Source organism: Mesorhizobium sp. WSM4808 (assembly GCF_055811675.1).
On record NZ_JBVVQX010000005.1, the window covers coordinates 256,100 to 268,379 of the forward strand.

The window sequence follows — 12,280 nt, forward strand, 5'->3', positions numbered from 1 at the left end:
CCCTGCGCCCGTGGCGCGCCCCAGACTCAGGCGGGGCGCGCCACACCTAGGTTCCCGGCCCGGTGCGGCGGATCCGAAATTCGCATAAGCAGAACCTTCTGATCCAGCGCGCCGAGGTTGCAGGCCAGCAGATGCAAAATCGTTTCTTGCCCTATCTCCTGACCTTGCCCAGCCTGTTTCTGGCGGCGGTGGTCATCTTCTGGCCGGTCTGGGACCTGATCCAGATCTCGACGCATGAGGTCAGCCGCTTCGGCCAGCTTCGCGACTTCAACGACTTCGCCAATTTCGCGGCACTCGCTGCCGATCCCGATTTCACGGCCGCGCTCTGGCGCACCGGCCAATGGACGGTGATGGTGGTCGGCGGTGCGCTTCTCTTGTCGATCCCGGTGGCGATGATCCTCAACACCGATTTCTATGGCCGCGGCATCGCCCGCGTCATCATCATGCTGCCCTGGGCGGTATCGCTGACCATGACCGCGGTGGTCTGGCGCTGGGCGCTGAGCGGCGAAAGCGGCATGCTCAATTCGGCGCTGATCGGCCTCGGGCTCATCGATCACAACATCCAATGGCTGGCGAGCGCCGAGACCGCTTTCCCGATGCAGGTGCTGATCGGTATCCTGGTGACGGTGCCGTTCACGACGACGATCTTTCTCGGCGGGCTGTCGTCGATTCCGGACGATCTCTACGAGGCGGCGGCGCTCGAAGGGGCGACGCCGCTGCAGCAGTTCCGCGAAATCACCTTTCCGCTCCTGAAACCGTTCATCAACATCGCCATCGTGCTCAACACCATCTACGTCTTCAATTCCTTCCCGATCATCTGGGTGATGACGCAGGGCGGCCCGGCCAACTCGACCGATATCCTGGTCACCCATCTCTACAAGCTGGCCTTCCGCATCGGCAAGCTGGGCGAAGCATCGGCGGTGTCGCTGGTGATGTTCGCCATATTGCTGGTCTTCACCATGATCTATGTGCGGCTGGCGATGCGGGAGCAACGCACATGACGAGCAAGCTGAAACGCTCCATCATCGCCTGGCTGCTGCTGGCGCCGCTGATCGTGGTGACGCTCTTTCCCTTCGCGGTGATGTTCCTGACCGCGGTCAAGCCGAGGCAGGAAGTGCTGTCGCCGACCTGGTGGCCGAGCGAATTCCGCTGGTCGAATTTTTCCGATATGTGGTGGCGACCGGCTTCGGCCAGGCGTTGCTCAATTCGCTCTACGTGTCTGTGATCGCCACGGTCGGCGCCATCCTGATCTCGGTTCCGGCGGCCTATGCGATGTCGCGCTTCCGCTTTGCCGGCTACGGCGCCTTGCGCCAGTTCCTGCTGATTTCGCAGATGATCTCGCCGATCGTGCTGGTGCTTGGCCTGTTCCGGCTGATGGCGGCCTGGGGCCTGGTCGAGAGCACGACGGCGCTCGGCTTCATCTACATGGCGTTCAACGTCGCCTTCACGGTGTGGATGCTGCAGAGCTATTTCGACACCATTCCGCGCGATCTCGAGGAAGCCGCCTGGATGGAGGGCGCCGGCCGCTGGCTGACCTTGCGCAAGGTGTTCCTGCCGCTCTGCCTGCCGGCGATCGCGGTGACCGCGATCTTCACCTTCATCAATGCCTGGAACGAATTCGTCGTGGCGCTCACCATGCTGCGCAGCCAGGAAAGCTATACGCTGCCGATCCAGGTGTTTTCGCTGGTCGCCGGCCGCTACACCATCGAATGGCACCACGTCATGGCCGCGACGCTGCTGGCGACCTTGCCGGTGGCCATTCTGTTCATCTGGCTGCAGCGCTACCTCGTTCGCGGGCTGGCGCTCGGGGCGGTCAAATAACGCCTATTCACGGACGGAGCTTTCATGCGCATTTTCACCGCCTCGCTGGCGACGGAAACCAACACCTTCTCGCCGGTGCCGACCGATAGGGCCTCGTTCGAGATGGCCTTCTATGCCGGGCCCGGCAAACATCCGGACACGCCGACGCTGTGCTCCTCGCCGATGGTGGCGCTGCGCCGGCGGGCAGCGGCCGAAGGCCTCGATGTCATCGAGGGCACCGCCACCTGGGCGGAGCCGGGCGGCCTGGTGCAACGGCAGACCTATGAGGCGCTGCGCGACGAGATCCTTGGCCAACTCAAGGCAGCGCTGCCGGTCGATGCCGTCATCCTCGGCCTGCATGGCGCCATGGTGGCGCAAGGCTATGACGATTGCGAAGGCGACCTGCTCGAACGGGTTCGCGCAATTGTCGGGCCGGAGGTGGTGATCGCCGTGGAACTCGATCCGCACAGCCATCTGACACCGAAGCGCGTGGCGGCCTCCGACATCCTCGCCTACTTCCTCGAATTTCCGCACACCGATTTCTACGAGCGCGGCGAACACGTCGTCGAGCTTGGCCTGGCAGCGGCACGCGGTGAGATCAAGCCGGTCATCTCGACCTTCGATTGCCGCATGATCCAGGTGCTGCCGACCAGCCGCGAGCCGATGCGGTCCTTCGTCGACCGCATCAAGGCGCTGCACGGCAACGACGGCGTGCTGTCGGTCTCCGTCATCCATGGCTTCATGGCGGCCGACGTGGCCGAGATGGGCACACGCATCCTGGTCGTCACCGACGATGACAAGGCCAAGGGTGACGCGCTGGCGGAACGGCTGGGGCGGGAACTCTATGCGCTGCGGGAAAAGACGGCGATGACGATGCTGGGCGCCACCGACGGCATCGACCGGGCGCTGGCCGTGCGCGGCAAGAATCCGGGCAAGCCGGTGGTCATCGCCGATATCTGGGACAATCCCGGCGGCGGCGTTCCCGGCGACGGCACCTTCGTGCTGCGCCAGATGCTGGCGCGTGGCCTGGACAGGTTCGCCGTGGCGACGATCTGGGACCCGATCGCGGTCACCTTCTGCCTGGCGGCGGGCGAAGGCGCGGTCATCGATCTGCGCTTCGGCGGCAAGGCCGGGCCGCAGGCCGGCGAGCCGATCGATGCGCGCGTGCGCGTGCTGAAGGCGGTTGCGGAGGGTTGGCAGAGTTTTGGGCCAAGCCGGGTGACGCTCGGGCCGGCGGCGCTGGTCCGCCTCGAAGGCACCGAGGTCGACATCATTCTCAACACCAACCGCACACAGACCTTCGAGCCGGATATCTTTTCCAACATCGGCGTCGATCCGATGACCAAGGACATGCTGCTGATCAAGTCGACCAACCATTTCTACGCCGGCTTCGAGCCGATCGCCGCCGAGATCATCTATGTCTCGGCGCCGAGCTCGTATCCCAGCAATCCGGCGGTGACGAATTATACCAAGCTGACGCGGCCGGTGTGGCCAAGGGTGACGGATCCTTGGAAGGATGCTGGCAATCTCCCCCCTTGAGGGGGAGATGTCGCTGAAGGCGACAGAGGGGGTCGCCTGACATAATGCGCCAACCTTCTTCTGCCGCAGCAGGCCGAGCCCGGTCGAACCGACCCCCTCTGGCCGCTTCGCGGCCATTTCCCCTCGAGGGGGAGATTATCCGGTGCTACACCAATCCCCGCTTCACCATCATCGCTTCGGGCGACGGCATCTTGCCGCGGAAGGCGGTGTAGAGTTCTTCCGGATCCTTCGAACCGCCGGCGGCGTAGATGTTCTTGCGCAGCCGTTCGGCGAGCGACGGGTTGAAGGGGTCTCCGGTTTCCTCGAAGGCGGCGAAAGCGTCCGCATCGAGCACTTCCGACCACATGTAGGAATAATAGCCGGCCGAATAGCCGTCGCCGGAGAAGACGTGGCCGAAATGCGGGGTGCGGTGGCGCATGGCTATGGTGTCCGGCATGTGCAGCTCTGCAAGCGTTTCGGTTTCGAAACGAAGTGGTGCTTCAGGCGCATCCGGCCGTGCATGATAAGCCATATCCATCAGCGCGGATGCGGTGAACTCTACTGTTGCAAAGCCAGCGCCAAAAGTCCGCGCGGCCAGCATCTTGTCGAGCAGCGCCTTGGGCATCGGCTTGCCGGTCTTGACGTGCAGCGCGTGTCTTTCCAGCACCGCCGGCACGGTCAGCCAGTGCTCGTAGAGCTGCGAGGGCAATTCGACGAAATCGCGGCTGACCGAGGTGCCGGCTACCGACGGCCAGGTGACGTCGGTCAGCATGCCGTGCAGCGCGTGGCCGAACTCGTGGAACAGCGTCTTCGCCTCGTCGACCGACAGCAGCGCGGGCTCGCCGGCCGGCGGCTTGGCGAAGTTCATGATGTTGTAGATCACCGGGCTCGCACCGTGGCCGAGCCTGTAGCCGGACTGCAGCGCGCTCATCCAGGCGCCGGAGCGCTTCGAGGGCCGGGCGAAATAATCGGCGAGGAACAGGCCGCGCTCGCTGCCGTCGGCATTTTTCACCACGAAGACGCGGGCGTCGGGGTGCCAGGCAGCGATGCCCTTTTTCTCTTCGAAGGTGATGCCGAACAACCGTGTCGCCACATCGAAGCAGGCATCGATGATCCGGTCGAGCTGCAGATAGGGTTTCAGCTCCGCCTCGTCGAAGGCGAATTTTTCCGCACGCAGTTTCTCCTGGTAGAAGCGCCAGTCCCAGGCGGCGAATTTTTCGTTGCTGCCGGCCTCCGTCGCCAGCCGTTGCAATTCGATCTGGTCGCTTGCTGCCTTCTCAAGCGCCTTTTCCCACACCGGGTCGAGCAGCGCGTGCACGGCCTTCGGCGTCTTGGCCATGGTGTCATCGAGCTTCAGCGCGGCGAAGGAGGCGTAGCCGAGCAGCTTTGCCTTCTCGGCGCGCAGGCGCAGCATGTCGCGCACCACGTTCGTGTTGTCGGTGGCGCCGCCATTCTGGCCGCGCATGGTGAAAGCGCGGAAGGCGATCTCGCGCAGATCGCGGCGCTCGGAGAAGGTCGAGAACGGCTCGTAGATCGAGCGCGACAGGGTGACGGCGTAGCGGCCCTTCTGGCCGCGTATCTCGGCGGCTTCGGCCATCGAGCTTTTCACGAAGTCCGGCAGGCCGGCAAGGTCGGCCTCATCGAGGAACAGGGCCCAGTCGCGCTCGTCGGCCAGTACATTCTGGCCGAAGCTGGTGCCGAGCGAGGACAATTCCTCGCTGATCTTGGCCAGCCGCTTCTTGCCGTCGGCATCGAGTTTGGCGCCGGAGCGGACAAAACCCTTCCAGGTCTTTTCCAGGACCCGCAGGGTCTCTGCGTCGAGCTTCAGGCTCTCGCGGCGCTGGTAGAGATCGTCGATGCGGGCAAACAGCCGCTCATTCATCGAAATCGCCGAGAAATGCCTGGACATTTTCGGCGAGATGTCGCGCTCCAGCGCTTGGATCGTCTCGTTGGTGTAGGCGCCGGCGCGGCACCAGAAGATCGACGAGACGCGATCGAGCGCTTCGCCGCCGAGTTCCAGCGCGGCAAGCGTGTTCTCGATGGTCGGCGCATCCTTGTTGCCGGCGATCGCCTCGATCTCGGCCTCGTGCGCCTTCAGCGCCGCGTCGAAGACCGGGGAAAAGTCGCCGTCGCCAATGCGCGTGAAATCGGGCAGGCCGAGCGGCCCTTGCCACGCGGTCAGCGGATGGGCGGCGAGGTCGACGGCTTTCGTGGAAGGCATGGACAGTCTTTCGATCGTTGACGGGGAGAGGTTTGGTCGTCCCCGATGTAGGGCGAGGCCTCGCAAGGCGCAACGGCTCGGCCCTCAGGATGGCGTCAGAAGCCGTCGCACGTCTCGGCGATTGCCGCTTGCGAACTGGCGGTGATGCGGTCGTCGGTCACCGCGAAAGTCTCATGCATGAGCTTGTCATTGTTGGGAAAGTCGTAGCAGGCGACCACGGTGGTGACCCCGCCTTCGCTCTTTTCGATCCGATGCCGGATCGCTGCGCCCGCAACCGCACCTTTCCATTCGTCCATCGAGGCGATGAATTCCTGCTTGCTTTGCACGATGCCGAGGTCGTCCAGCTTGATGCGGACATCATCGGCGAGCAGGTCGGACAGTTCGGTGCGGTCGGCGACCAGCAGCGCCGAATACCAGCGGCTGATGAGGGCACGATCATCGGCGCGGGCGGCAATAATCGCTATCAGCAGCGCGGCCGCCGTCAAAGCGGCCGACCTGATGTTTACCACCTTGCGCGCCGCTGTGTTCATCCCAGCTCCGGCCGTTCGAAATCGCCGGTTTCCTTGTTCATCGTCCAGAGTTCGCCGGTCGAGATATCGAACCAGGCCCCATGCAGCGACAGTCGCCCCTTGCCCTCGAGAATCGAGACGCAGGGAAAGGTTCTGAGGTTGGCGATGGAATAGCGGATCGAGATGCGCTCCAGCGCGGTCTGGCGCTCCGACGCGGTCATGAAGGTGCTGGAGGAGACGGTTTCGGCCGCCGGCGCGATCAGGCTCATCCACTTGCCGATGAAGTCGCCCGGCGAAAGCGGCGCGGAATTGGTGTCGAGCGCTGCACGGATGCCGCCGCAGCGGCCATGACCCATGACGACAATGTTCTTGACCTTGAGGCTCTGTACGGCGAATTCAAGCGCCGCCGAGGTCGAATGGAACTCGCCGTCGGGAGCATAGGGCGGCACCAGATTGCCGACATTGCGCAGCACGAAGAGTTCGCCGGGCCCGGCATCGAAGATCGCCTCGGGCGCCGAACGCGAATCGCAGCAGGCGACGATCATCGTCTCCGGCGCCTGGCCTTCGCGAGCGAGATCGCGATAGCGCCCGCTCTCTGTGAGATAGCGGCCATTCATGAAATTGCGGTAGCCGGCGAGAAGATGTTCAGGCAGATGGGACATGGGCGGCGTCTGGAGCCTTTCCGGGTTGGATGCGGCAGCTCGTTGCGGTCTAGAGAGGCTCTAGCGGCAAAAGCCGGTCGCGAGCAATGCAGAATTATGAGGGCTGGCTAGAAATGCCATGCATCGAGCGCAACCTTGGCCAACAGCGTTACGCCCAGATGGCGACAGGAATGCCAAAGCTGTCGCGGCCCGGCGGGTCGGGCAGCGGCCGTGCCTCACCGCTGGCGATGCGACCGGCGATCAGCGTCATCGCGGCCGCGTCGAGGAAGTCATCGGCGGCTGCGCCGCGCGGCGGCGGCTGGTCGAGAAAGCCCGTCTCATAGCCATGCCGGCAAAGCAGAGCCTTGCGTTCCGCCATGCCGGCCGGATTGATGCTGCCCTTGATCTTCTTCGGCAATTGCATGGCCTGATCGCCGTTCAAGCGGCAGAAAGCGACTTCCGGATGCGATTCGAACACACGGCCGCGCAGATCGGGTCGCGCGATCAGCAGGGCGTCGATCTCGCGGATCTTGGCAAAAATGCCGAACGCCTGGATCGAGACGCCGCGCGGCGGGTCGGATGTGGTCAGGGCCACCTCGCTTGCCCTGATGTGCGCGGCATACCAGGCTTCGATGGTGGTGAAATCATTGGTCTCCGCATAGAGCGTGGCACGGGAGGGGATCGAGAAGACGCTGGATTGGCGCGCCCCGAGCAGCGGTCGCACCAGCGCTTCGGGGCCGCGACCGCCCTTGCCCGAAAAGTCGGGCAGGCCGATCGGCATGTCGACAGCGATGACAGCGTCTTCGGGAAGGGATGCGAGCAGGGCAGTGAAGGTTGCAAAGACACCGACCGACGGTGCCATGCCAAAAGCGCACCGGACGGCGATCCAGCCGGCCTTGCAGCCGTCGACGCCGACAAGCACGGTCTCAGTCGACGTCACGCCCGGCGGCCCCGCCCCGGATGCGTGAGGTGGCGAAGCTGGACCATCGCCATCGGATGCGACAGGCTCTGCGCATCAGTCTCGAGCTGCAGTTCGTCGCCGCCGCGCTTGGCGGTGCGCGCCAGGATCTCGTAGACCGCCGCCGTCGTCGATTGCAGCGCCTTGGCCGGCGGCTGGCCGGACAGGATACGTGCCAGATAGACGGCCGCCGTCAGATCGCCCAGGCCATTCGGCGGCTTGTCGATCAGGCGATGTTCGGCGAGCAGCGCCTGGCTGCTATCGAGCAGCAGATTGCCGGTGCCGCCCGTCATCATCGACGGCGCAGAGGTGACCAGCATGGTCGATGGTCCGGCGTGGAGCGCTGCCGCGATCGCCGATTTCAGGTCGGGCAACACGGCGCCGGCCATCCATTCCAGTTCGTAGCGGTTGGGGGTGGCTATGTCGGCGATCGGCATCAGCCGGTCGCGCATGGCGATGGCTGTCGGCTCGGGCACGTAGAGGCCGCCCGAATCACCCATCACCGGATCGCAGATATAGACGGCGCCGGGTGTCCTTGCCTTCACCGCGGCGACCAGCGAGGCGACGGCCTCGGCCTGGCCGGCCTCGCCGAGATAGCCGGACAACACGGCGCCGACTTCACCCAGCCATGGCGCCCGCTCGAGATCGGCCATCAGCGCCTTGAACTGGTCGAGCGGCGGTACGATCCGCGTTGCCCGTCCATGCCCGGGATGCCAGGGCAGGATGACGGTCGGCACCGCCCAGACCGGGAACCCCAGGGTCTCCAGCGCAAACACGGCGGCACGGTTGCCGACCGAGCCGCGCGCGACATGGCTGGAAATGACGATGACCGCACGCGGCGCGTCGGTTTGTTCGGCGCTCATTGTCGTTTGATTCCTAACTGCCCCGGATGACGTAAAGCACGAGCCAGGCCATCAGGCCCAGCGCCAGCAGCAGGCCCAGCGTGCGGCCAAAGCGGGTGCCCCAGACTTCGATCGGATCGGCGCGATCGGCATCGGCCGCGGTGACGTGATCGCGCATGCCTTTCGCGGCCCGCCCCGCAAACGAGTCGCCCGCCGGATTCGTCTCGTGCGCGATGCGCTCGAGGATACGGCGCGATTCCTTCTCGCTGTCCTGGCGCTCCGCCATGATGATGTCCCGTTTTGCGGACCTTATCGCGTTCGTACGGCCAATCACAGACCCTTGCAGCGGCATTGGGCATGGCAGGCGAGGGGCTGCCGGCCCGGGCGGTTTTCTTGCGCGCTGATTGTGGTAATGCTTCGCGTGCAACTTCTACCGAGGGACCCCATCATGTTTGCCCAGCGCCTTGCCTCGCCGTCCATTTTCCGCACGCTGCCCGCCTTCCTGATGATGGCGATCGTGCTGCCGCTGCTTGCCGGCTGCGGCTACAACACCATCCCCACAGCGGAAGAAAACGCCAGGGCGGCATGGAGCGAGGTGCTGAACCAGTATCAGCGCCGCGCCGACCTCATCCCCAACCTGGTCGAGACGGTGAAGGGTTATGCCTCGCACGAAAAGGATACGCTCGACGCGGTGGTCGAGGCACGCGCCAAGGCAACGCAGATCACGGTAACACCGGAAACGCTGAAGGATCCCGAAGCCCTCAAGAAGTTTCAGGATGCCCAGGCGGGGCTGACCAGCGCGCTGTCGCGGCTGATCGCGGTCTCGGAGGCCTATCCCGACCTCAAGGCCAATCAGAATTTCCTGGCGCTGCAAGCCCAGCTCGAAGGCACCGAGAACCGCATCGCGGTGTCGCGGCGCGACTACATCCAGGCGGTCAGGGACTACAATCTGACGCTGAGGACCTTCCCCTCGGTGCTGTGGGCGACCTTCTGGTTCCGCGGCAATGAGCCCTTCGCCAATTTCACTGTCGCCGAAGACAAGATGCAGCCGCCGAAGGTCGATTTCGGCACGAAGCAGGGCGGGTGAACGTCGACTGTCATCGGAATAAATCCCGCGAAATGACGGGCTGCTGGCGTGCAAACACCCCCCTCTGTCCTACCGGAACCGGCCCTTCGCTGCCGCTTCGGGCGTTCGTCGTTCGGAAAGCCAAGCAATTGGCTTCCCGTCCGCTACGCGGATCAGTCCTCACCCCCCTCAAGGGGGGAGATTGGCAGCTTCGGCGCTGACGCCGATCTTGCGACGTTGAAAATTGGAGAAAGCGGAGATGGCGGCCAATCTCCCCACTTGAGGGGGAGATGCCCGGCAGGGCAGAGGGGGGCGCCCCGGAATGCAAGCCTAGGGTTCCTTTTCGCTCTTCTAAGCCTCCTCTTCCTCCCCTTCACCGCCCTCGCCGCCGATCTCCCCGCGCTAACCGGCCGTGTCGTCGACAATGCCGGTATCATCGATGCGGCGACCAAGGCGGAGCTGACGCGGAAGCTCGCTGATTTCGAGACAAAAGGCTCCGACCAGATCGTCGTCGCGACGATCCCGAGCCTCGAGGGCGAGGAGATCGAGCCTTACGCCAACCGGCTATTCCGATTCTGGAAGCTCGGCCAGGCGAAGGAAAACAATGGCGTGCTGCTGCTGGTGGCCCCCAACGACCGCAAGATGCGCATCGAGGTCGGTTATGGGCTGGAGGGCACGCTGACCGACCTGCACACCAAGCTGATCATCGAAAACGACATGGTGCCGGCCTTCCGCGCCGGGGACTTCTCCGGCGGTATCAGCAAAGCTGTAGACGACATGGTCATGGTGCTGGAAGGCAATCCGGAGGAGCTGGAGGCGCGCGGCGAGCGCAACCAGCAGGCGCCCTTCGAGTCCGACGACCTGTTCTTCACCGTGTTCATCGGCATATGGATAACCATTATGGTCGGCAGTCTTGCTGTCTCCATCTTGCCGCCGATCTTCGGCCAGAAGCTTGGTCCCGGCCGTTACCGCTGGCTCGGCATGACCTTCGAGCCAAGCCGGCGATCCTCCCGTAGTGGCTGGTCGTCGGGAAGTTCCAGCGGCGGCTGGTCTTCGGGGTCAAGCAGCGGTGGAGGCTTTTCCGGCGGCGGCGGTTCGTCCGGCGGCGGCGGCTCGTCGGGAAGCTGGTGATGGCATGACGATACCCAGCATCAGCCTGTCGGAACGCGACCGCCTCGCCTCGGCTGTCCTGATTGCCGCGGTCGTGCTGTTCTCCTGCGTCATGGCCTACGCGGCCGACCTGCCGGCGCTGACCGGCCGTGTCGTCGACAATGCCGGCATCATCGATGCCGCGACCAAGGCGGCGCTGACGCGGAAGCTTGCTGACTTCGAGACAAAAGGTTCCGACCAGATCGTCGTCGCGACGATCCCCAGCCTCGATGGCGAGGAGATCGAGCCCTACGCCAACCGCCTGTTCCGCTTCTGGAAACTTGGCCAGGCGGGCGAGAACAATGGCGTGCTCCTGCTGGTTGCCCCGAACGACCGCAAGATGCGCATCGAGGTCGGTTATGGGCTCGAAGGTACGCTGACCGACCTGCATACCAAGCTGATCATCGAAAATGACATGGTGCCGGCCTTCCGCGCCGGCGACTTCTCCGGCGGCATCAGTAAAGCCGTCGATGACATGGTCATGGTGCTGGAAGGTAATCCGGAGGAGCTGGAAGCGCGAGGCAAGCGCAATCCCGCCGATGACGGCACGTCCATCGATCCGATCGTTGCCGTGTTCCTGATCCTGTGGGCGACGATGTTTTTCGGCGGGTTGGCGATGGCGTTCCTGCCGCCGATGTTCGGCACGAAGCTGTCCCCGGGCGTGTACAGATGGCTGGGCATGACATTTCGTTACGGCCGTGGGCCGAGCGGCTACTCGGGCAGCAGTGGCTGGACAACGGGTTCGTCTTCGGGCGGCTGGTCGTCGGGGAGCTCCGGTGGTGGCTGGTCTTCGGGATCGAGCGGCGGTGGCGGGTTTTCCGGTGGCGGCGGCTCATCGGGTGGTGGCGGTTCTTCAGGAAGCTGGTGAGACATATCATGGCAACACGACCAATCAGCCCGCAGGATCATGAGCGCATCGCAACCGCGATCCGCGCCGCCGAGGAGAAAACCGACGGCGAGATCTACTGCGTCGTGGCGCATGCCAGCGACGGCTATTTCTTCCCGGCCGCCTTCATGGCGACCGTGTACATGCTGATCGTCAGCCTGGCGGTCGGCTACGGTCTGGAGGCCTGGTGGCTGTCGATCCGGCTGCCGCATTTCGTCCTCGCCCAGCTCCTGGCGCTTGCCTGCGTGCTGGCCTTGTTGTGGGCGCTGCCCGGCCTGCGCATCCATCTGGTGCCGAGGCGGCTGCGCTACCAGGCGGCGCACGCCAACGCGATCAAGCAGTTCCTTGCCCGCAACGTCCACCGCACCACGGCGCGCACCGGCGTGCTGGTCTTCGTCTCGATCGCTGAACGCTATGCCGAAGTGGTTGCCGATTCGGGCATCGACGCCAAGGTCGGCCAGCATGTCTGGGACGGTGTCGTGCGCGACCTTACCGCGCATGCCGGCGACGACCGGCTTGCCGACGGCTTCGTCAAGGCGATCGAGCAGGTGGGTGCGGTGTTGGCCGAGCATTTCCCGGTCACAGTGGGCGACAGCAACGAACTTGACGACCATCTCGTCGAAATCTGAAAGCCCGCCCGCAAACGCTACTCAGCCGGACGCCTGACGTGGTTTTCTGCGCTTCCGGCCT

12 protein-coding genes and 1 pseudogene are annotated in these 12,280 nt (G+C 64.5%); 7 read left to right on the forward strand and 6 right to left on the reverse strand.

Features of this window, described 5'->3' with window-relative positions:
* Positions 1-131: 131 nt before the first annotated feature.
* From AC0L2U_RS11280 to AC0L2U_RS11290, 3 genes and pseudogenes are all read left to right on the forward strand, one after another.
* Positions 132-1,001, forward strand: a complete 870-nt coding sequence (locus AC0L2U_RS11280; protein ID WP_023811708.1) for a carbohydrate ABC transporter permease — start codon at positions 132-134, stop codon at positions 999-1,001.
* A pseudogene (locus tag AC0L2U_RS11285) lies at positions 998-1,821 on the forward strand (carbohydrate ABC transporter permease). The gene AC0L2U_RS11280 and the pseudogene AC0L2U_RS11285 overlap by 4 nt, the downstream one beginning before the upstream one ends.
* Positions 1,822-1,845: 24 nt before the next feature.
* Complete coding sequence (locus AC0L2U_RS11290) at positions 1,846-3,339, forward strand: M81 family metallopeptidase (RefSeq protein ID WP_473601923.1); 1,494 nt, start codon at positions 1,846-1,848, stop codon at positions 3,337-3,339.
* A gap of 145 nt (positions 3,340-3,484) precedes the next feature.
* On the opposite strand, the gene AC0L2U_RS11295 is transcribed toward AC0L2U_RS11290, so the two are convergent.
* The 6 genes from AC0L2U_RS11295 to AC0L2U_RS11320 all read right to left on the reverse strand — a co-directional run bounded on the left by AC0L2U_RS11295 (position 3,485) and on the right by AC0L2U_RS11320 (position 8,775).
* Positions 3,485-5,539 carry a M3 family metallopeptidase gene (locus AC0L2U_RS11295; protein WP_473601924.1) on the reverse strand — a complete coding sequence of 685 codons (2,055 nt, stop codon included), beginning with the start codon at positions 5,537-5,539 and terminating at the stop codon, positions 3,485-3,487.
* A gap of 95 nt (positions 5,540-5,634) precedes the next feature.
* Positions 5,635-6,069, reverse strand: a complete 435-nt coding sequence (locus tag AC0L2U_RS11300) for a nuclear transport factor 2 family protein (RefSeq protein ID WP_127269640.1) — start codon at positions 6,067-6,069, stop codon at positions 5,635-5,637.
* Positions 6,066-6,710 (reverse strand): carbonic anhydrase, encoded by a 645-nt coding sequence (locus tag AC0L2U_RS11305; protein ID WP_023811712.1) that lies wholly within the window; start codon positions 6,708-6,710, stop codon positions 6,066-6,068. The genes AC0L2U_RS11300 and AC0L2U_RS11305 overlap by 4 nt, the downstream gene beginning before the upstream one ends.
* Before the next feature lie 148 nt (positions 6,711-6,858).
* The gene (locus AC0L2U_RS11310; RefSeq protein ID WP_292703417.1) at positions 6,859-7,629 is read right to left on the reverse strand and encodes a DUF429 domain-containing protein; all 771 of its coding nucleotides are present in this window, start codon (positions 7,627-7,629) and stop codon (positions 6,859-6,861) included.
* Positions 7,626-8,510 (reverse strand): pyridoxal kinase PdxY, encoded by an 885-nt coding sequence (pdxY, locus tag AC0L2U_RS11315; protein ID WP_473601925.1) that lies wholly within the window; start codon positions 8,508-8,510, stop codon positions 7,626-7,628. Before pdxY ends, AC0L2U_RS11310 begins: the two co-directional genes overlap by 4 nt.
* Positions 8,511-8,523: 13 nt before the next feature.
* Entirely contained in the window at positions 8,524-8,775 is a 252-nt protein-coding gene (locus AC0L2U_RS11320) for a hypothetical protein (protein WP_127396985.1), read from the reverse strand.
* A gap of 162 nt (positions 8,776-8,937) precedes the next feature.
* Between AC0L2U_RS11320 and AC0L2U_RS11325 the strand changes: the two genes are divergently transcribed.
* From AC0L2U_RS11325 to AC0L2U_RS11340, 4 genes are all read left to right on the forward strand, one after another.
* Positions 8,938-9,576, forward strand: coding sequence for a LemA family protein (locus tag AC0L2U_RS11325; protein ID WP_127269647.1), 639 nt, complete (start codon positions 8,938-8,940; stop codon positions 9,574-9,576).
* A gap of 258 nt (positions 9,577-9,834) precedes the next feature.
* Positions 9,835-10,686 (forward strand): TPM domain-containing protein, encoded by an 852-nt coding sequence (locus tag AC0L2U_RS11330; protein WP_292137968.1) that lies wholly within the window; start codon positions 9,835-9,837, stop codon positions 10,684-10,686.
* A 4-nt stretch (positions 10,687-10,690) separates the two neighbouring features.
* Complete coding sequence (locus AC0L2U_RS11335) at positions 10,691-11,572, forward strand: TPM domain-containing protein (RefSeq protein ID WP_473601926.1); 882 nt, start codon at positions 10,691-10,693, stop codon at positions 11,570-11,572.
* Positions 11,573-11,580: 8 nt separating this feature from the next.
* Positions 11,581-12,219: a TPM domain-containing protein gene (locus AC0L2U_RS11340; protein ID WP_127329820.1), complete on the forward strand. Its 639-nt coding sequence runs from the start codon at positions 11,581-11,583 to the stop codon at positions 12,217-12,219.
* Positions 12,220-12,280 lie beyond the last annotated feature (61 nt).

What these genes read in the sequence shown, in the direction of transcription:
- AC0L2U_RS11280 (WP_023811708.1), top strand. Translation starts at nt 132, where the DNA reads ATGCAAAATCGTTTCTTGCCCTATCTCCTGACCTTGCCCAGCCTGTTT.
- AC0L2U_RS11290 (WP_473601923.1), top strand. Translation starts at nt 1,846, where the DNA reads ATGCGCATTTTCACCGCCTCGCTGGCGACGGAAACCAACACCTTCTCG.
- AC0L2U_RS11295 (WP_473601924.1), bottom strand. Translation starts at nt 5,539, where the DNA reads ATGCCTTCCACGAAAGCCGTCGACCTCGCCGCCCATCCGCTGACCGCG.
- AC0L2U_RS11300 (WP_127269640.1), bottom strand. Translation starts at nt 6,069, where the DNA reads ATGAACACAGCGGCGCGCAAGGTGGTAAACATCAGGTCGGCCGCTTTG.
- AC0L2U_RS11305 (WP_023811712.1), bottom strand. Translation starts at nt 6,710, where the DNA reads ATGTCCCATCTGCCTGAACATCTTCTCGCCGGCTACCGCAATTTCATG.
- pdxY (WP_473601925.1), bottom strand. Translation starts at nt 8,510, where the DNA reads ATGAGCGCCGAACAAACCGACGCGCCGCGTGCGGTCATCGTCATTTCC.
- AC0L2U_RS11320 (WP_127396985.1), bottom strand. Translation starts at nt 8,775, where the DNA reads ATGGCGGAGCGCCAGGACAGCGAGAAGGAATCGCGCCGTATCCTCGAG.
- AC0L2U_RS11325 (WP_127269647.1), top strand. Translation starts at nt 8,938, where the DNA reads ATGTTTGCCCAGCGCCTTGCCTCGCCGTCCATTTTCCGCACGCTGCCC.
- AC0L2U_RS11335 (WP_473601926.1), top strand. Translation starts at nt 10,691, where the DNA reads ATGACGATACCCAGCATCAGCCTGTCGGAACGCGACCGCCTCGCCTCG.
- AC0L2U_RS11340 (WP_127329820.1), top strand. Translation starts at nt 11,581, where the DNA reads ATGGCAACACGACCAATCAGCCCGCAGGATCATGAGCGCATCGCAACC.